Source organism: Sinorhizobium terangae, assembly GCF_029714365.1.
Classification (GTDB): Bacteria; Pseudomonadota; Alphaproteobacteria; order Rhizobiales; family Rhizobiaceae; genus Sinorhizobium; species Sinorhizobium terangae.
Genome location: NZ_CP121660.1, coordinates 1,679,942 through 1,698,383, shown reverse-complemented (window position 1 = coordinate 1,698,383; position 18,442 = coordinate 1,679,942). Strand labels below are relative to the sequence as shown.

The following is an 18,442-nucleotide window of genomic DNA, read 5'->3' as shown; positions in this document are numbered from 1 at the left end:
TGATCTTGGCTATGCAGCCGCTTTCAATTCCGCTGCGTCGAGGGCGGCGGCAAGACGGGCCTCCTCACCGAAATAGCGGGCGCGGTCCCAAAATGCCGGGCGGCCGATCCCGGTCGAGCGATGCCGTCCGATGATGTTGCCCTTTTCGTCCTCACCAACCATTTCGTAGACGAAGAGGTCCTGGGTCGTGATCACGTCGCCTTCCATGCCGAGCACTTCGGTGATGTGGGTGATGCGGCGGGAGCCATCACGAAGGCGTGCCGCCTGGACGATCACGTCGACGGACGAAACAAGCATCTCCCGAATTGCCTTGCCGGGCAGCGAATGCCCGCCCATGGTGATCATCGCCTCGATGCGGGAGAGCGCCTCGCGCGGCGAGTTGGCGTGCAGCGTTCCCATCGAACCGTCATGGCCGGTGTTCATCGCCTGAAGCAAATCGAAGGCCTCCGGCCCGCGCACCTCGCCGACGATGATCCGCTCCGGACGCATGCGCAGGCAGTTCTTGACGAGCGCGCGCATCGTGATTTCACCTTGGCCTTCGATATTGGGCGGGCGGGTTTCAAGGCGTACGACGTGCGGCTGCTGCAATTGCAGCTCTGCCGCGTCTTCGCAGGTGATGATGCGTTCGCCGTCGTCGATATAGCCGGTAAGGCAATTGAGCAGCGTCGTCTTTCCCGAGCCCGTGCCGCCGGAGATAAGGATATTGCAGCGCACGCGGCCGATGATCTTGAGGATCTCGGCGCCTTCGCGCGAGATCGAACCGAAACGCACCAACTGGTCGAGCGTCAGTTTTTCCTTCTTGAATTTGCGGATCGTCAGGCTGGGGCCATCGATGGCAAGCGGCGGTGCGATGACGTTGACGCGCGAACCGTCCGCCAGACGTGCGTCGCAGATCGGGCTCGACTCATCGACGCGCCGGCCGACCTGGCTGACGATGCGCTGGCAGATGTTCAGGAGCTGTTCGTTGTCGCGGAAGCGAATACCCGTTTGCTGCACCCGACCGGCCACTTCGATGAAGACCTGGTTCGCGCCATTCACCATGATGTCGGCGATGTCGTCGCGTGCGAGCAAGGGCTCGAGAGGACCGTAGCCCAGAATGTCGTTGCAGATGTCGTTGAGAAGGTCGTTCTGCTCGGCCAGGGAAATGCCGGCCTTCTTCGCCGCGACGATGTCGTTGATGATCGCGCCAATTTCCTTGCGCGCCTGCTCGCCATCCATGGTCGACAGCACCGCCACGTCGATCGTGGCGATGAGCGCGCTGAAGATTTCCTTCTTCAGAGCATAATATTGTTCAGCTTTTTCTGACTTCACGGCGGCCGGATTTTCGACCGCCCGTGGAGCCGGGACTATTGCCGGCGCGGCTTGCGGTTCGCTTTCTGCCGCTGCCTGCGCCGGAGTTTCAGGAACTCGCTCCTCCAAGATGGATTTCTTGCCGAACATCGTTATCGCTCTTGTTTGTCGAGATTGAGATGTTTGAGATCGTTAAACGCGAAAGCGGAAGGCGATGCCCTCCGCTTCGCTTGCCGACCGGCGTCCAGTTGCTGGAAACGCTCAGAGCGCGTTGGCGATGGAAGTGAACTTCGCAGCCAGGTCAGTGCCGATAGTCGTGACCACACCGATAATGACGACGGAGATGAGACCGGCAATCAGGCCATATTCGATCGCGGTCGCGCCGGATTCGTTGCGGGCAAAGCGGACAAGAAGATTCTTCATGGTTCGGGGTCCTTCAGTGGTTTGAGGTTGCGCCGACGCCAAGTTCGGCATCACAGGGCCGGGCCAGGTTCTGCCTCGTTTCCCGCTTGCTGTGTGGCCCTCATATAGACTTTATTAACCCTCTCGATCCATTCAGCCTGATGGCCGATGGCCGCCCGCGAACGCCTCGGCCGGTTGGCCTAGTCCGATCGTCGGCATTGCACTAGTTCCATGCTTTGCCAGTCTTGTTGGAACGGATGACACATCCATCCGTTGAGATATCGGGAGCAACCGATGGGAGTGATTCCAATGCGCATCGGCGCCGGATGGCTTGTTCTAGCGGTCGCGACCTGCGCCGCCCTTGGCGCGGCGCAGGCTGCGGAAAATGTCCCCCCAGCGGCCACCACACTGCAGCCGACCCGCCAGACCGAGGGTGTCGTCAAGGTGATCGTGGATTTCGCCAGAACGCTCCTGCTGACCCGGCCCGCGAGCACGCTCGTCATTGGCAATCCGGGCGTCGCGCAGGCGACTCTCAGCGATGACAAAACTGTCATTCTAACCGGCAAGGCGCCCGGTTCGACAAACCTCATCGTCATGGGCGCGGATGGCGCCGAGGTCGCCAATGTCATCGTTGACGTAGTGGCCGCAGGCGGCCGCTTGGTCACCGTCGACGAGGGCACGGGTAGGACAACATATAACTGTACTAGTCGCTGCGATCCGGTTCAATCCGGCGAACAGAGCGCTCCGCAATCTCAGAGCACTGCGCCGCAGTCCGGTGAAGACGCCAATCCCACAGGCGCTGGCAGTCCTTGAATGATCACTGGATCGGAATGCGCCGCGAAAGCTGAAGGTTGAAAGAGCTTTCCCCCAATCCAGGCAGCACGAAGGTGAAGGGGTACTGGATCGACAAAACGCGAAAATCGATGCCGTCCACCGTTTCCTTCCCGGTGACGACTTGAAGCCGCGAGGAATCGCCGCTGTGGAAACTCTCTCGCACCGCGCTCTCCAGCTTGGTTTGCGCTTCGCTGTCAGGGGCATCGCGGGCAATCTGCCGGATGAGCACCTTGCGCGCAGCAATGTCGGCGGCGTGCGAGAGATCGTTGCGTACGTAAAGGACGCGGCCAAATTCCATCACGCCGAGAAGGAGCAGCAGCAGCGGCAGGCACACGAGTGCGAATTCCACCGCCGTCGCGCCGGCTTCGCTGCGCCACAGGGACCGCAGGCCCGGTCGAGGCGACGTCATCGGACCTGCACCTGCATGGTGGAGTTGAGTTCAAACGTGGGGAGCACCTCGGGCAGCGACATAGGCTGATAGCTCTTCGTCGCTGCCAAGCGGTAGTAGATGAACGGCGCCGCTGCATTGGCGCAAAGGCTCGTTCCGCATTGCGGCGCCGTGTCCGGATCGACGTCTGTATCTTCCGGGCAGGCGCAGTAGCGCTTCACCGCTGACACGGTGGCATTGGCCAGCAGCGCGCTTTTGGCCAACGTGGACTGCATCACCTTCTGGACTTGCGTCGGCCCGGGGTCTGCCATGGCAGCTTGCGCGCCGGCGCGCAGCGCATGGTCGATCGTCATCCGTTCGTAAAGCGCAAACCCGACATCGGCCATTGCGACAAGAGCGAGGGCGAGCACCGGCGCTATGAGGGCAAATTCGGTCGCCGAGGCGCCTGCCTGCGACGCGTTGAGTTCGCCTGCTTTCTTGCGCAGTGCCGATGGCCCATTCGATTTGCCGCGCTTGAGGACCGATTGCAGCAGCGCCTTCAACCCGCTCCGATCGGCTCGTCTCTCCCTTGTTCCGCTCACGCGCCACGCCAGGGCGGCGATTGCCCCGCCCGCCGCAGACCCGGGTGCCTGATCGATCACCAACCGGCCATTGTTAGCCGCGGCACCGAATAGCTTCGGATCGAAGGGAACGGACACGCTCTCCTCGAGCCGGACCGCAGCGACGAAGTCCTTCGGCTTGATCTCGGCAAGCTTCGGCGTCTCGGTCTTGTTAAGCACCAGCCTCGGCAGCGGATCGTTCGGCCGCGCCCTCCTCAAGAAGTCGATCAGGTTCTTCGCATTGCGCATGCTGGCGAGATCCGGGGTCGCCGTAATGACGATTTCATCCGCTTCGAGCAGGATCTTGCGCGTCCAACCGGTCCAGATATGCGGGAGGTCGACGACAAGATGCCAGGAACTCGAGCGAGCGACGCCGAGAAGGTGGTCGACCTCGTCCTCGCCGAGGCTGACGAACTTGTCGAGGTTCGCGGGCGCCGGCAGGAGATGCAGGCGATCCGTATGGTGCACCGCGAGACGGCGCAACAGCACCTCGTCCAAGCGGTCGGGGCTCTGCAGAACATCGACCATGCCCTGGCTCGCCTCGATATCGAAGTTCAGGTCCAGGGTACCGGATTGGAGGTCGAGATCGGCCAAGAGCACATCTGCATCCACGCGCTTGGACATTGCATAGGCAACGTTGTGCGCGAGCGTCGAGGATCCGGTTCCGCCTTTGGCGCCGACAAAGGCGACAATACGCCCGAGCTTCTCCTCGACCGGGCTACGAAAGCAGCGATGCACTGCCGCGACGAAATCCATGGGATCGAGCGGCGCGATGAGATAGTCGCTCACGCCGGCATCCATGAGCTTCTTATAGAGCCCGACGTCGTTGGAACGGCCTATTACGATGACCTTGGTACCCGTGACGCACTCCATGGCTAGGCCCTCCAGCGCCGCCATCAGCCGGACTTCGATGTCATCGTTTTCCACGACCACGAGGTTCGGCGAGATGACGCCACCGTAGTGCGCTGTGGCTTCGCTTATTCCTCCGGTCTTTATCGTCACAGTGGCGCGCGCCATGCGACGGTCGGATGCCGCCACACGGACTGCCTGCGTCACCTCCTCGGATCGGCAGAAGACGGCGATGTCGACCTTCGGGATCGGCGGCAGTGCCGACGCCGCCGGGGAGGTTTCGCAGGTCGTGTTGTCGAGCTGTTTCATTGGTTCGAAACTTCCTTGAAAAAATCAGCTTCCGCCGGAGCGGGAGGGAACTTCAATCATTGAGGTCCGGCCGCCACTGATGACGCGGACCACGCCGCGACGATGTCCTTCGGTCTCAACGACCGATGGTTCGTGATTGTCGACCAACGGCCGGAGCGCGAGCGAGACCGTGCCGGAAGCTTCCGCCGCCGCGATCGTTGCGATTTGCTGGGGATCCGCTTCGAGCGTCGCGGTCTTGCCGATGACCGAGGTCCCGTCTGCCCCTTCCGAAACCGTCTGGTCGACCGCGAGTACGCGTATGTTGGAGAGGATGGCGCGGCTGACGACATCGCCCTCATTTCCCGAGCCCGAGCGAGCGACGGTATGGACGACGTCGACATGGTCGTTGGGCAGGATGAACCCGCCGGCCGTGCTTTCCGCAGTCACGCGGACAGCTATCGCCCGTTTCCCTGAAGGCAGCATGCTGGAAAGGAAGCCGGCGCCACGCTGGGCGACCTTGTCTTGACGGATAGGCTCTCCGGCAACGAAGTCGCCCAGGGCCAGCGACCCCGCCAGAGATGCGATGGCATCCGGGCGCGAGCTGCGGCTGATGAACACAGGAGGGATCTCCCCCTCCCATGCCTGCCACCGCACATGACCGTCTTCCAGAACCGTCCCGCGCTTGAGCTCCGCAGACGCGACGAGCACTTCCTGCGAAGGGGCTTCTTGCACTTGTGCGGCCGCGACTGCCGGCTGGTCTGCGGCGCCGAGCGCCAACCAGGAGGCAGCGCCGCCAGCTGCCAGCGCGAGCAGGAGAATAGCAAAACGGATCATTGGTTAGACCTCTATCGATCGGTAAGGGGTCGGGCTGCCGCCGTTCAGAGAAGGGCCGAGAACCAATGGCTTTGCGGCAGCAGCAGGAGCGCCGCAGGCGCCATCGCCGCCCCGTAGGGGACACCCGTGTCGGGGGCGTGCAGGCGCGCGGACCAGGGCGTCTTCTTCAGGACCACCGGCAGGGGCATGCGCCGGAATTGAAGGAGGCCAAGCGTCAGCGCCGCCCCGATCAGGGCCGTGTAAAGGAGGAAGTCGAGCGCGAGGCCTGGCCCGAGCCAGAGGACGGCCACAGGCAAGAGCTTTGCGTCGCCGCCGCCGATCCAGCCGAAGGAAAAGAGCACGAAGGTCGAGACCAGGACGCCGGAGGCAAGGAGAATGCTCGACGAGATCGTGGCTACCCCCAGCCCTGCGGCGGGCGCGAGAAGCGCAAAGGAGACGGCCAGCGCAAGCACGAGGCGGTTCGATATGGTCATGGTCGTCACGTCCCTGACGCCGGCATAGGTCATCATTCCGGCGAAGAGGAAGAATGCGAGCGAAGCTGCGAATGTCGAAATCATCTTAGGTGCCTTTGCGGGAATCTGGAGCCGTTTAGTCCCGTGAAATGTGCCCCCTGAGCCGCGCAATGACCATTCGACCTGATGGCCTAAGCAGGCCAGGGAAGTGCTTACGGGCCGGACTAGACCAACCGGCCGAATCGCTAAGCATCGCAGTGGGTTGTATCGTCCGGCCCCGAAACCTTAGACAACTGGGCATGCGAATGAGCGAAAGAAACGACGTGATCTCTGCGCGACGATCGACGCGGCAGCGGGCGGGTGCGCTTCGATTCCTGACGGATGAAGGTGGCACGGTCGCCGTTATCGCGGCGGTCACGTTTCCCGTTCTCGTCGGAGCCATGGGCCTCGGCGCGGAGACCGGCTTCTGGTATCTGAAGCAGCGTAAGCTGCAGCATGCCGCAGACGTTGCTGCGCATGCGGCCGCGGGGCGTCTGCGCGCAGGGGATCAAAGGCCCGCGCTCGAGGCCACGGCAACACTGATCGCCTCCAAAAGCGGCTACTCGCCGGCGGCCGGCACGCTGGCGATAAGCCCATCTTCGTCACCGACCGCAAGTGCCGGGACTCAGGACAGGCTTGAAGTCGTCCTGACGGAGACGCGTTCGCGGCTGTTTTCGTCCATCTTTTCCGGTCAACCCGTCACGATGCGTGCGCGCGCGGTTGCACAGGTGGAGGGGGGGTCGACGGCCTGCGTGCTTGCCCTCTCGAAGACAAAATCGGGCGCCGTAACGGTCTCCGGCTCGGCTTCGGTGGACCTAAGCGGTTGCGATGTGGCATCGAATTCGAGCGCTTCAGATTCGTTTCTCATGGCCGGATCCGCATCGATGAGTGCGGACTGCGTCCACGCAGTCGGTGGAGCGGTGGCGACGCTGGGCCTGAGGTTGAACAAATGCGACACGGTTCACGAGAACGCGCCTGCAAGCATCGACCCGTATGCGAGCGTACCCGAGCCGTACCCGTGGCCCGGCTTCGCCTGCGACTCCGGCAACAGGAATATCGGCAATCCGGGCCAGCTGACGGTTGTGAAAACGACACAGATGCATCCCAGCGGGGTCAGGGTCAGGTGCTTTCCCAACGGGCTGGACGTGAAAGGAACAGTCGAGTTCGAACCGGGCCTGTATATCGTAACTGGCGGCACGTTTACCGCGAACGGCGGTAACCCGACGGCCACCTCGGCAGCCCGGCTGCAGGTAGGCGCTCCAGTGAACGGTTACAGCGGTGTGACCTTCTATTTCGCAAACGACGCTCGATTGGATCTCAAAGGGAACGTCACCCTCGATTTGAAGGCCCCGACATCCGGACCCTATTCCGGAATTCTCTTCTTCGGCAGCCGCAGCCAGACGGCAGTGAGCCATGCCATCAACGGGACGTCGAACTCGGTCCTGACCGGGGCGGTCTATACGCCGGCGTCTTCGCTCGATTACAAGGGGAATTCCGCAACGACGAACGGCTGTACGCAAGTCATCGCCGATAAGATTACGTTCAGCGGGAATTCAACGATGCAGTCGGCCTGCGATAGCGCGGGCACCAGGAAGCTCCTGGCAAACCAGCAAATAGCGCTGATCGAGTGAAAGCACCGCAGCAGGTTTCATCAAAGGAAGTTATTATGCCTAATGCCGAACTCCGCCGCCTCACGAGACGGAAGTCTCTAAAGCGCGCGCGCCTTCTGCAAGAGGGTGCGGGAGGGCTTGGAATCGAATGTCTTATCGTAGATATCAATTCCAAAGGTGCTCGACTGCGATTCAGTACGCCGATATCAACCGGACCAGAGGTTCAACTGCTCTTCATTCCGGAACACGTTTGCGCGTCCGGATGGATAGCCTGGCAGAACGCGTGCGAGATCGGGGTCGAATTCAAGCGGCCGCTGCCATGGCTCAGGAACCTTGACGTAAGCAACCCCGGCAGCGAACGCATTCGGTGACGGAGTGTGTCACTACGTGCGCCGGGGCCGGCGTTAACCTCCGTGCTTAAGCAGGCCGCGCGATTCCGACGATGCGAAGCCTTCAAGTTGAGGATCAAGCCACGTGGTCCGGTGCGCAGTGGACGCCGCAGCAACGCGGGGAAGAACGTGGAGCGCGAGCCCGGCAGCATTTCCTTCGGACCCAGCCTTCAGGTCAGCCTGAGATCGACGCCGGGATGCAGTTTCTTGAGGTTTGGCAGAGACTTCGATTGCCAGGGATACTCCGAGCTTCCGCGGACGGTGAATTGGATATTCGGCCGCTTGCGCGCTTCGATCGTGAGTTTTGCCAGAAGGTTGATTCCGGATGAATTGAGAAACTGCAGTCCCGTCAGATCAACGGTCATGCGATCCGGATCGGACTCTAGCACGCTCATCACCAAGGAAAAGATCGGCGCGTAGGCCTCGGTGCTAGGCAGGCGCATGCTTCCATCGAAATAGATGTCCTTGCCTTCCAACCAAACGCGATACTCGTCTTCCTTGATTTCCATGTCTTCGCTGCCCATCAGTTCGAGAGATCGGGGACTGAAATTGAGGCATAGGTTTCCAGCGGGATCTCGCTGTTCTGCACGCGGGTGCCAAAAACCCACGCGAAGTGAGCACCATAATCGCTCATGAGGGTCAGAAGTCCAAGCCCGGAGCCTGCGCCGGAGCCTGTGGCATTCGCTTCTATCCGCTCTATGAGAAGCTCGCCCGGATCGCCCGCGGTGATTTCCGAAAGCAGGTGCTGGAAGCGGTCGGCCGTATCCCCATTGATGAAATTGGAGACCTTTGCCCGAAAAGCATTGGTCGCAATCGACGCTTCGACGACGATTTCGCCGGACGTGCGGAACTTAACCGCGTTTTCAATGAGTTCGTTGGTCAGGTAGCCGACATTATGCCGTACTTCCTTGTAAAGGCTGCGGGAGGTTCTATATCGCGACGCGACGAACTCGGCGACGAAATCCGACGTGATTGCGCAGTGTTTCCAACTGAGATCCAGGGGGCCATCGAAGAGACGAAGTCTCGTCACATCTTCGCCCGTGCCGATCGCGAGGTCCTCCAGTCCGTATAAGGTCGTCATCTGATTACCTGTGCCTCATCACCACCAGCGTGATATCGTCATGGATTTTCTGGGTGCCTATATGTGCCATCAGATCGTCGATGATTCCGGTTTTGACATCCTCGGCGCTTTGGCCGTAGTGACGACGCGCACTCTCGCAAAGCCTTTCGATACCAAAGAGCTCGCCGTTCCTGTTCTCTGCCTCGGTTACGCCGTCGGTGTGCAGAATGATCATGTCGCCGTGGCCAAAATTGATGTCGCGTGTCGCCACGAAGGGCGATATGTCCGGCTCCAACCCGATCGGCAGCCCAAGGTCGAGTGTGTCTATCCGCTCCACGTTTCCAAGATTTCTGACCACGATCAGCTCTTCGTGCTGGCCAGAGAGCGTCAGGCGCGCGCCGTCGTAGTCCAGGAAGGCAAGCGAGAGATGCTTGTCCGTGTTGGTCCGGACGATATTCTTGTAGATAGCGCGATTGACCCGGTTGAGGAATTGCGACGGATCCATGTCGCCGGCCTCCTGCAACGCGCGTGCAACCGATTGGACCATCAGCATCAGCACGCCGCTTTCCAGGCCGTGGCCGGTGACGTCGCCGATGCCGATCTTCAGCCGCTCGCCGTCCCTCAGGACGTCATAATAGTCGCCACCGACTTCGTCGGCGGGCCGCATGTAGGCGGCAATCTCCACGTCGGAAATTTCCTCGAGTTCGCCGGCCTTGGGCAGCACCATCATCTGGATCTGCCGGGCGACCGCGAGTTCCGCGCCGAGGCGTAGGTTCTCGCTGCGCAACTGGGTGTTCAGCGCCGAAATCTGGTGGTTCGCGTCCTCGAGCTGTTTCGTGCGCTCGGTCACAAGGTTTTCGAGGTTCTCGGTGTGGTAGCTGATTTCTTCCGCCATGCGGTTGAAGGCGATGCCGGCTTCGCCGACTTCGTCGCGCGTGGAGATCGGAACCCGGACCGAATAGTCCTTGGCCTCGATCCTCGTTGCCGCGCCGGCAAGGGCGCTGATGCCGCGGGTAACGCGCTTGGATATGCCGAACACGGCGGTGATAACGAAGAGCAACGAAGCGAGCAAAGCGAGGGCCTGATAGATCAGGATCCGGTTCGCCGCCTCGGAAATTCCGGCCTGCGCCGCAAACAGCGAGGCGTAGATTTCGCGCTCGGGCACGACGATGCCGAGCGACATGGTTTCGCGGCGAACGGGGCCGGATACCCAGAAATTCTCCGGCTCGAGCTGCTTCAGGAGAATGAGATAGGGCACCTTCTCGCCGTCCTCGTCGAGCAGCACGCGCTGTATCGCGCCGTCAGCGCCGAGCGGCAGTTGCGCGATCGCCGGCTGCACGCTTTGGCGCAGCGAACGATTAAGGCCGGTGACACCCTGGCTGCCGGTCTCGCTCGACCGTTGCAGGCCGATGACCTTTTCTCCTACGCCGTTGATGGCAAGCACGTTGCCGTCGGACATGGCGAGGAAACCGAACCCGCTGCCGCCGACTTTGACGCTTTCGACAACCTCGGCCAGCTGATCGAGCGTGATATCGGTCCCGGCCGCTCCGGCGACACCCTTGCGGTCGCGCGTCCAGAGCGGTTGGAAGAAACTGACGATCAGTTTCCCCGTGGCGGCATCCGTATAAGGTGCCGTTTGCGTGGTATCGGCTGAAACGGGCCTGAGGCTCGGATCCTTTGCCCATCCCTCCCAGGACTCGTAGAGGCCGGGGAAGAAGAAGTTCCAGAAGTTGGCCTCGTTGTGACCGGGGTAGAGACGGTCGAACGTCCGAGCCTGATCGGCATAGGGTGCCATCCGCAAGATCGGCCGCTCCTTTGGTCCGACGTAGTACATCTGCAGTTTGGAGCGGCCGTGCGCAAGCAGGGCGGGAGCAACCAGATCGAGAACGGCGCTGTTCTCGATGTCGGTCTGCACCTCGGGTAGCGGCCGGTGATCGGGGCCAAGGAGATAGCTCCAAACGCTGACGCTCGAGAGCGGTCCCGGAAGGTTCTGCGCCCACCCACCTTTGGGATCGTAAGCCACGGTAACGGATTCCGGTGCGTGCCGCGCCAGTGCCTCTCCGATCTCGGACCTGCGCACGGGGCGGTCGATCTGCGCCTGGAGCACGCCGGCGAGCGTGGCGACGTCGGCGTGAACCTGGCCGATCAGAAGATCAACCCGCGCGGCCGTCGATTCCGCGTAGGTGAGCATGTAATCTTCGTTTGCCTTTTGCAGGCCCTGCCCGACCTCCGTCGTCGCGTCGCGCGACAATCTTTGAACGTTCCAGAGCGCCAGGCCGCCTGTTACCAGGAGGTCGAAGAGCACGGCGCTGCCGACGACCAGCACGAACTTGGCGCGAAAGGATCTCAAACCGAACCGGGGACGTTGGACATTGCTTTCGCTCATAGTGGTTTGCGCCCGGACGCTGCCCAGATCGGCCAGCCTGCATAGCCCTTCGGATGCAGTGCCGCGAAGATGTGATCCCGGAAGCCCTGGCGAAAACGGTCGATGAATTCGGGTGCTTCGCCGTGTCTCGCCGCCATTGCCGCAAACATCTTCTCCCAGCCGGCGATGACGTCGGCGAAATCCTGTGGGTCACCGTCCAGATTGGTGATCATGAAGGATTCGACCAGGATGTCGTCGAATCCGGCGTCGGCGAGATAGCGGCGGCCCTTTGGCCCTAGTTCCACATCCATCTCGAAATGGCTCAAAAGCCTCGCGAGCTCATTGTAGGTCCATTGGATGCTTTGCGCCCGTGGCTCGCCGAGGCAGTGCGAGTTCTTCTCGTTGGTGATGTAGACGCGGCCGCCCGGCTTCACGATCCGATAGAGCTCCTTGAGAAGCAGCTCCGGCTGATTGAAGATCTGCAGCGAATGCCGGCAGGTCACGAAGTCGAACTGGTTGTCCTCGAGTAGCATCTCCGACGCGTCGCCGTAGGTATATTCGATACCCGTCACGCCGAACTCCGCCGCCACCTCGCGGGCATAGGCGAGGCTCGGCTTCGAGTGGTCGAGGGCGACGATCCGCGCCGGCTGAAACTCCTTCTGCGCGAGCACGGCGAAATCGCCGATGCCGCAGCAGATGTCGGCCATGGCGATGCCGGGCCGCATGCCGTGGCGCGGCAGGATGGTGCGCTCGTGGCGCCAGGTCATTTTCGTCTGCGCGCGGAGGATGGGAATGAAGCTCGTATCCTCGACGAAACTTTGACCGGGATAGAATTTCGAATCATAGACCTCGACGGTGATCTGCGGTTCGATCTTGCCGAGATGGCGGAACATGCGTTCGGTCCAGCCGACGACGCTCGACGTGACGACGACGAAGCGGATATCCGAGCGCGTGCGGCAGGCATCCAGAACAACCCGGGAAAAGGCGTGGAAGGCCGTATTGTTCATCTGCGCGAGGCGCTTTACATTGATGTAGAGGACGCCGCGCGCCTCGTCGATTGCTCTGCGGAACTCCGTAATGCTGTGAGCGATCTCGTCGACGGAGCGCGGCCGAATGACGCCGACAAGGGAGAACTCTTGACTATTGGCGTCGAACACTGCCTGGAAGGGCGCCGCAAGAACTGCCGTACTCAACTTACAATTCCTTCAAGCGGGAGATCCACAATGATCGATATCGACGGCGGGTCATCCTCTTCCAGACTAATCTCGGCGTCGAAATTGATCGCCAGGTCCAGGAGAACAATCTCCCGGCTTGGTGCGAGATCGGTTGAAATAGCGTCCAGATAGCGCGCGTATGCGTCGCCCTTGTGGGTTCTCGCGACCGCCTCGCGGAAGAACCGTCGCTGGGTGGGCGAGCATGGGAAGGAGAGCTTCACGCGCTCCTTGGGACCCTGGCGAAAGACCAAGCAGCCGATGCGGCCCTCCGGTGAGCCGCCTCGAAACGAAACCTCCAGCAGCTCGTTGAGCGCGGAGGAGAAAAAATTCGAGTGTCGTACGGGGTCCGTCCGGTTGTGGCTTATCATCCGCGCCATGAAGTTGGACAGCTGATCGCAATGGTGCCAATCGGACAGGAACGTGCCCATCTCCATCTCGAACTGGAGCAGGGGTTCGAACTTTGCTTCCGCCGGCTGCCTTTGGGCTGCGTTCATGCTGCTTTCTCCGACTGCATGAGCGAATCCTGATTCGCTTACTCCCATGACTATATCCGACCGGCTGCGATGACCAGACTCTCTGGCCACTTCGAGCCTCGTCAGGTCCTGAGAGCCCCCACCATGGGCAGGGCCGCCGACTTGCGCAAGAATTCGCCGATTGCTTCGGCAGGGATCGGGAAGCCCAAGAAGTAGCCCTGCAGTCGGTCGCAGCCCTCCTTCTGAAGCCAGGCGGCCTGTCCTTCCGTCTCCACACCCTCGGCGGTGACGTCCATGCCAAGGCCGTGCGAGAGCGCGATTATTGACCTGACGATCGTCTGGCTCTTCTCGTCATGCTCAAGATCCTTGATGAAATACTGGTCGATCTTGATCGTATCGAACGGGAAGTTCTTGAGATAACTGAGCGAGGAATAATAGGTGCCGAAATCATCGAGGGAAATCTGAACGCCAAGCAAATTCAAGGTGTTGAGGGTGTCGAGATTGTTGATGGTGCGTTCGAGCAGCACCGATTCGGTGACTTCCAGTTCGAGGCGGTCGGCGCGGATCCCGGTCAGATCGAGGACCAGCGCGACGCGATCGGTGAGACCCTCATGCAAGAATTCCGCCGGCGACAGGTTGACCGCGACGGTGAAGTAAGAGGGCCAGGTCATGGCGGCCCGGCAGGCCTGTTCCAGCATCCACTGGCCGATCTCGCTCATGAGACCGTCCGCCTCCGCCATGGGAATGAACACGCTCGGAGGGATGATGCCGATCAGCGGATGGCGCCACCGCAACAGCGCTTCGAAGCCAACGACCGACGAGCGGGGTTTCACGAAGGGCTGGTATTCGATGAAGAACTGCCCCTCCTGAAGGGCGGTGCGCAGGCTGCGACGCAGCATCTCGCGCTGCTCCAGCACGATCAGCATCGAACGGGTGAATGTCCTTGCCCGGCCCCGCCCATCCTTCTTTGCGGCATAGAGCGCGATGTCGGCCGCTTTCATCAGCTGTTCGATTTCGTTTCCGTCCGCCGGGGCGATGGCAATACCGACGCTCGCGCCGACAAACAGGCTGATGCCGTCGACGGTGAAGGGCTCCTTGAAGGCGTTGACGATGGCCTCGGCGAGACGCTCCGCCTCTTTGGGCTGGTCGAGCCTCCACTGGATGACGGCGAATTCATCGCCGGCCAGCCGATAGGCGAGCTCACGCTCCTTGAGCACGCCCCGGATCCGTTCCGCCGCCATTTTGAGAACGGTGTCGCCGGCGCCGTGGCCGAGCGTATCATTGATCGGTTTGAAGTCGTCGAGATCGATCTGCATGAGCGCCAGCTTGGCGCCGCTCGGTACGGGCAGGGCGGCTCGCAACTGATCGCTGAACCGTCGGCGGTTTGGCAGTCCGGTCAAGACATCGTGAGTTGCCTGGTGCAACAGGAGTGCTCGATCGCTCTCTCTTTGACTGGATGTCTGGTGGTAGCTTCTTTCCGCTTCAAAGATCCCGATACCGTGAGCACTGCGGAAGATGATGAGTGTGCGACGATTTCCGGACGCCGCATCGGCTATCTCGACGGTTCGCGGCAGTCCGCTTGCAACGACGAATTCGACGGCGGAGCGCGGGCCGGACGCCAGTAGCTCAGGATAGATGTGCCAGAGCGTGGTCTCGACAAGCGAGTCGACGGCATATGCTTTCCTGTGTTCTGCCGAACAGTCGACGAGATGGAAGCTCTCGTCGTACAAAGAAACGAGCTCCTCAGCCTTGGCGAGATCGTAGCTCTCAGCGGAAGATGAAGCAGACATCGTCGCATCCGCGTCGGGCATTTTTTGCTCTCCGTTACCCGTTGCTAATCGAGCCGTCGATCGAGAGTTCGCTTTCAAAGCAATCGCTCATTCACCTTATCGAGGAAGATGTCGTGGTCAATGCCGCCCGGCTAGCGAATCAACTGCGCTTTTCACAGATTTGCTATTGAAACACTCAATTTTAAGGGTTGTTTCGCTATCACGCGCCGATGAAAAGATAAGCCGCTGAGGCGTAGAGCGAGGAGGCGAGTATCCGCTGAGCATTGGCAGAATCGCGGTGCGTGGTTGTGTCAATAACACGGTAGCATTTTCCCCGTCTACGCTGCCAGGCAGCAGGCAAGGGCGGTCCAGATGATCCTAAACAATCGCATCACGCGCATTACAGTTGGCATTCTACTCCTGATACTCGCTGCCGCCGTGTTGTTGCCTGGATTAACCGGCCTTACCAGCCTGGATGGGACCGTCAACGCGCGCTTCGCAACCCTAAATGCGCCGATTGACGGCGAGATCACTGGGGCGCCGCCCCGGATCGGAACGCCGGTGGCGGAGGGCGAAACTCTCGCCACAATTCGCAATGAACGCGTCAACCGGACCGTTCTGGCGTCGCTGCGCGCCGAATACCGAACCGCCCTCGATCGCGCCACGGCGCTGGAGCGCGAGCGCGACGAGCTTGTGAGGCTGCGCGACCAGCTTGCCGAACGGCTCTCGGTCTTCCAGAGCGCCACTATTTCCAGCCTGGAACGGGAGCTGCGGATTCTGCGGAAGCGTGTCGAGGTATCGCGCGCCCAGGATGTGGTGGCAAAGGTCGATCTCGACCGCCGGCAAGAGCTGGAGTCGAAAGGAATCTTCACCCGTAAGATGGTTGAGGCGGCCGAGGCCGCCGGAGCCGCCACCGGCGGCGAGCTCGAGATCAGCAATCTGACGGTGGAATTGCTGCAGCAACGCCTCGACGCTGTGCGCCAGGGCATATTCGTCGTCGTGGACGGCCAGAACGATGTGCCTTACTCCCGCCAGCGCCAGGACGAGGTGATTGTTCGCATCAATGATCTCAATACCCGCATTGCCGAGAATAGGACGCGGGCAAACCAGACCGAACAGCAAATGATCGAAGAGGAGAAGCGTGTTCGCAGCCTCGAATCGGCGACTGTCCCGTCTCCTTTCGATGGCGTGATCTGGGCAAGGAGTGTTGTCGGCGGCTCCAACGTCGTGCTGAACAATGAGATGTTGCGCGTTCTCGATTGTCGCGAGCTGTTCGTCGACATTCTCGTTCCCGAAGTCGATTACGACGAGATCTATCCCGGCCGCGAGGCGGAGGTTCGACTCTTGGGACGCGGCGAAGTCTTCAAGGGACAGGTGCAAGCGCTCAAGGGCTCGTCGGCTGTCATAGAAAAGGACTCTCTTGCCGCCAACGAGCCGGAAACTGAGGAGCGCAACGCCCGGATCCGCATCATGCTAGAGCCTTCGGCTCTTAATACGGACTTCGCCAATTTCTGCCAGGTGGGACGGACAGTGCAGGTGCGCATCGCCAAACACAACCTCCGGATCACGCAATGGATCAAAGGCCTGTGGTTCAGTCTCTTCTAACGCTCGCTCCGACCTTCCTGGTCATCGCCTTCTTTCTCATCGGGCCGTCCAACTGGTCGCGCCACCGGACGTGGGCGCGGGCGATCACCTGTGTCTTCGTTGCTATGGTTGCCCTGCGGTATCTGGCCTGGCGTTTTTTTGAGACCGTTCTTCCCTATCCCAATGATGGCGCCAACTTCTACTGGGTCTGGTTTGTGTTCATCATCGAAGTCCTCGCCTTTTCGGAAGTGGTGCTGTTCCTCATCCTGATGAGCCGTTATGTCGATCGCAGCATCGAGGCGAACCAACTCGAACGCGTGTTCTTCGCGCGAAGTGAAAGCGACCTACCGACTGTCGACGTTTTCATACCAACCTACAACGAGCCTCTGGACGTCCTGGAAAGGACGATCGTCGGGGCGCTGGCGCTCGACTATCCAAAGGACAAGCTCACCGTCTATGTGCTCGACGACGGTCGCCGTGCTTGGCTCCGGACCTTCTGCGAAGGGCGCGGCGCGATCCATGTGACGCGAAACGACAATGCCCATGCCAAAGCCGGCAACATGAACAACGGCTTGCGTGTCAGTTCCGGCGATTTCATCGCTGTGTTCGACGCGGATTTCGTGCCCTATCGCAACTTTCTCAGACGGACATTGCCGTTCTTCTCGGACGAGACGATCGGTATCGTGCAGACACCGCAGCATTTCTTCAACGTCGATCCGGTGCAGTCCAACCTTGGCCTGGAGAGCGTTTGGCCGGACGAACAGCGCCTGTTCTTCGATGAGATCGCGCCAAGCCGCGATGGTTGGGATGTGAGTTTCTGCTGCGGCTCCTGTTCTATCGCTCGTCGCAAGGCGATTGATGCGATTGGAGGCTTCCCGACCGAGTCGATTACTGAGGACCTGCTAACGACGCTTTCGATGCTGAACAAGGGTTACAAGACCCGCTACCTCAACGAGCGGCTGTCAATGGGCCTGGCGGCCGAGAACCTGGCCGGCTATTTCGTTCAACGCGAACGCTGGTGCCAAGGCGGCATTCAGACGCTCTACCTGCATAATGGCCCGGTGCGCGGGCCTGGACTATCGCTCTTCCAGCGGATCATGTTTCTGCCGATGTCCTGGCTTGTGCAATATCTGGTGCGCTTTAGCGTACTCGTGGTGCCAATCGTCTACCTCTGGTTCGGCGCCCTGCCGCTCTATTTTACGAACGTCACTGACTATGTTTCCAATCAGGTACCAGTGCTGGCCGCCTATTTCCTGCTGATGTTGTGGATCACACCAACCCGCTACCTGCCGCTCGTCTCCACCGCGGTCGGCACTTTTGCCACCTTCCGCATGCTGCCAACGGTTCTTTCAAGCCTTGCGCGGCCGTTCGGCAAGCCCTTCAAGGTGACCCCCAAAGGCAGCGGCAACGAGGAGAGCGCTTTCGACGCTTATACGTTCACCTGGATCGCGGGCTTCATCGTCGTGACCGCACTCGGCCTCCTGATCAACATCGTTCCGGAAACCGCGCACACGCGCGGCACCTTTTCGACGATCGCGGCTTTCTGGTCCGGGATCAACATCGTCGTGCTCGTCATCGCCTCGCTGATCTGTTTCGAGAAGCCGCGGCGCCTCCTTCAGGCCTTCAAACTCGACGAGGCGGTTGCAGTTGAGGGCGTAGCAGGGCGCCTGGTCAGTCTGTCGCTCGACAAGGCGGTAGTCGCGGTTCCTGCCGAGACCAGGCTCAAGTCGACTCGCGTCATGCTCAATCTTGAAGGCTTCGCGCCGCTTGAGACCGATCTTAAGCAAGTGACCCAGAGGCGAGGGGACATCACGCGCTCTGGCGACGAGCGGCGTTATTACCTCCATCTCCATTTCGATCTACACGGGTTCGAGCGCGACAAGATGATCATCAAGCTCTATACCGGGCGGTATTCCCGGGACATTCCCGACATCGACAGGGTCGCGGTTTCTGTAAACCTGTTGCTGCGCGCTTTTGGGCGCACACGCACTGCCTCGTAGTCT

Annotated in this window: 17 protein-coding genes; 5 read left to right on the top strand and 12 right to left on the bottom strand. The window is 60.8% G+C overall.

What is annotated here, in order from left to right:
• Positions 1-9: 9 nt before the first annotated feature.
• Together QA637_RS26625 and QA637_RS26620 are read right to left on the bottom strand one after the other, a co-directional pair.
• On the bottom strand, positions 10-1,440 hold the full coding sequence (locus tag QA637_RS26625) for a TadA family conjugal transfer-associated ATPase (protein ID WP_283065746.1): 1,431 nt from the start codon (positions 1,438-1,440) through the stop codon (positions 10-12).
• Between the two features lie 111 nt (positions 1,441-1,551).
• On the bottom strand, positions 1,552-1,713 hold the full coding sequence (locus QA637_RS26620) for a Flp family type IVb pilin (RefSeq protein ID WP_153437144.1): 162 nt from the start codon (positions 1,711-1,713) through the stop codon (positions 1,552-1,554).
• A 288-nt stretch (positions 1,714-2,001) separates the two neighbouring features.
• Between QA637_RS26620 and QA637_RS26615 the strand changes: the two genes are divergently transcribed.
• Positions 2,002-2,505, top strand: a complete 504-nt coding sequence (locus QA637_RS26615; RefSeq protein WP_283065744.1) for a pilus assembly protein N-terminal domain-containing protein — start codon at positions 2,002-2,004, stop codon at positions 2,503-2,505.
• A 4-nt stretch (positions 2,506-2,509) separates the two neighbouring features.
• Here QA637_RS26615 and QA637_RS26610 read toward each other — a convergent pair whose 3' ends face one another.
• The 4 genes from QA637_RS26610 to QA637_RS26595 are packed head-to-tail and all read right to left on the bottom strand — an operon-like array spanning position 2,510 to position 6,041.
• Positions 2,510-2,935, bottom strand: a complete 426-nt coding sequence (locus QA637_RS26610; RefSeq protein WP_283065743.1) for a TadE/TadG family type IV pilus assembly protein — start codon at positions 2,933-2,935, stop codon at positions 2,510-2,512.
• Entirely contained in the window at positions 2,932-4,671 is a 1,740-nt protein-coding gene (locus QA637_RS26605) for a TadE/TadG family type IV pilus assembly protein (RefSeq protein WP_153437141.1), read from the bottom strand. The genes QA637_RS26610 and QA637_RS26605 overlap by 4 nt, the downstream gene beginning before the upstream one ends.
• Before the next feature lie 24 nt (positions 4,672-4,695).
• Positions 4,696-5,484 (bottom strand): Flp pilus assembly protein CpaB, encoded by a 789-nt coding sequence (cpaB, locus tag QA637_RS26600; protein ID WP_153437140.1) that lies wholly within the window; start codon positions 5,482-5,484, stop codon positions 4,696-4,698.
• Positions 5,485-5,528: 44 nt separating this feature from the next.
• Entirely contained in the window at positions 5,529-6,041 is a 513-nt protein-coding gene (locus tag QA637_RS26595; protein ID WP_153437139.1) for an A24 family peptidase, read from the bottom strand.
• A 200-nt stretch (positions 6,042-6,241) separates the two neighbouring features.
• Here QA637_RS26595 and QA637_RS26590 point away from each other — a divergent pair, with 200 nt between their 5' ends.
• Together QA637_RS26590 and QA637_RS31065 are read left to right on the top strand one after the other, a co-directional pair.
• On the top strand, positions 6,242-7,606 hold the full coding sequence (locus QA637_RS26590) for a pilus assembly protein TadG-related protein (protein ID WP_153437138.1): 1,365 nt from the start codon (positions 6,242-6,244) through the stop codon (positions 7,604-7,606).
• A 35-nt stretch (positions 7,607-7,641) separates the two neighbouring features.
• Positions 7,642-7,956 carry a PilZ domain-containing protein gene (locus QA637_RS31065; RefSeq protein ID WP_380786314.1) on the top strand — a complete coding sequence of 105 codons (315 nt, stop codon included), beginning with the start codon at positions 7,642-7,644 and terminating at the stop codon, positions 7,954-7,956.
• Positions 7,957-8,144: 188 nt separating this feature from the next.
• Here QA637_RS31065 and QA637_RS26585 read toward each other — a convergent pair whose 3' ends face one another.
• The 6 genes from QA637_RS26585 to QA637_RS26560 form a co-directional block, all read right to left on the bottom strand.
• Positions 8,145-8,483, bottom strand: a complete 339-nt coding sequence (locus QA637_RS26585) for a slr1659 superfamily regulator (protein WP_283065739.1) — start codon at positions 8,481-8,483, stop codon at positions 8,145-8,147.
• A 14-nt stretch (positions 8,484-8,497) separates the two neighbouring features.
• Positions 8,498-9,055: a slr1658 superfamily regulator gene (locus QA637_RS26580; RefSeq protein WP_153437136.1), complete on the bottom strand. Its 558-nt coding sequence runs from the start codon at positions 9,053-9,055 to the stop codon at positions 8,498-8,500.
• Between the two features lie 4 nt (positions 9,056-9,059).
• Positions 9,060-11,420 carry a SpoIIE family protein phosphatase gene (locus QA637_RS26575; protein WP_283065737.1) on the bottom strand — a complete coding sequence of 787 codons (2,361 nt, stop codon included), beginning with the start codon at positions 11,418-11,420 and terminating at the stop codon, positions 9,060-9,062.
• Positions 11,417-12,592, bottom strand: a complete 1,176-nt coding sequence (locus QA637_RS26570; protein WP_153437134.1) for a class I SAM-dependent methyltransferase — start codon at positions 12,590-12,592, stop codon at positions 11,417-11,419. The genes QA637_RS26575 and QA637_RS26570 overlap by 4 nt, the downstream gene beginning before the upstream one ends.
• Positions 12,589-13,107: a ubiquinone biosynthesis methyltransferase UbiE gene (locus QA637_RS26565; RefSeq protein WP_153437133.1), complete on the bottom strand. Its 519-nt coding sequence runs from the start codon at positions 13,105-13,107 to the stop codon at positions 12,589-12,591. Before QA637_RS26565 ends, QA637_RS26570 begins: the two co-directional genes overlap by 4 nt.
• 101 nt (positions 13,108-13,208) lie before the next feature.
• Positions 13,209-14,897: a putative bifunctional diguanylate cyclase/phosphodiesterase gene (locus QA637_RS26560; RefSeq protein WP_283065736.1), complete on the bottom strand. Its 1,689-nt coding sequence runs from the start codon at positions 14,895-14,897 to the stop codon at positions 13,209-13,211.
• A 330-nt stretch (positions 14,898-15,227) separates the two neighbouring features.
• Between QA637_RS26560 and QA637_RS26555 the strand changes: the two genes are divergently transcribed.
• Entirely contained in the window at positions 15,228-16,460 is a 1,233-nt protein-coding gene (locus QA637_RS26555; protein ID WP_153437131.1) for an HlyD family secretion protein, read from the top strand.
• A complete protein-coding gene (locus QA637_RS26550) occupies positions 16,442-18,439 on the top strand; it encodes a glycosyltransferase family 2 protein (protein ID WP_184108496.1) in 1,998 nt (665 codons plus the stop codon). Before QA637_RS26555 ends, QA637_RS26550 begins: the two co-directional genes overlap by 19 nt.
• Positions 18,440-18,442: the final 3 nt, after the last annotated feature.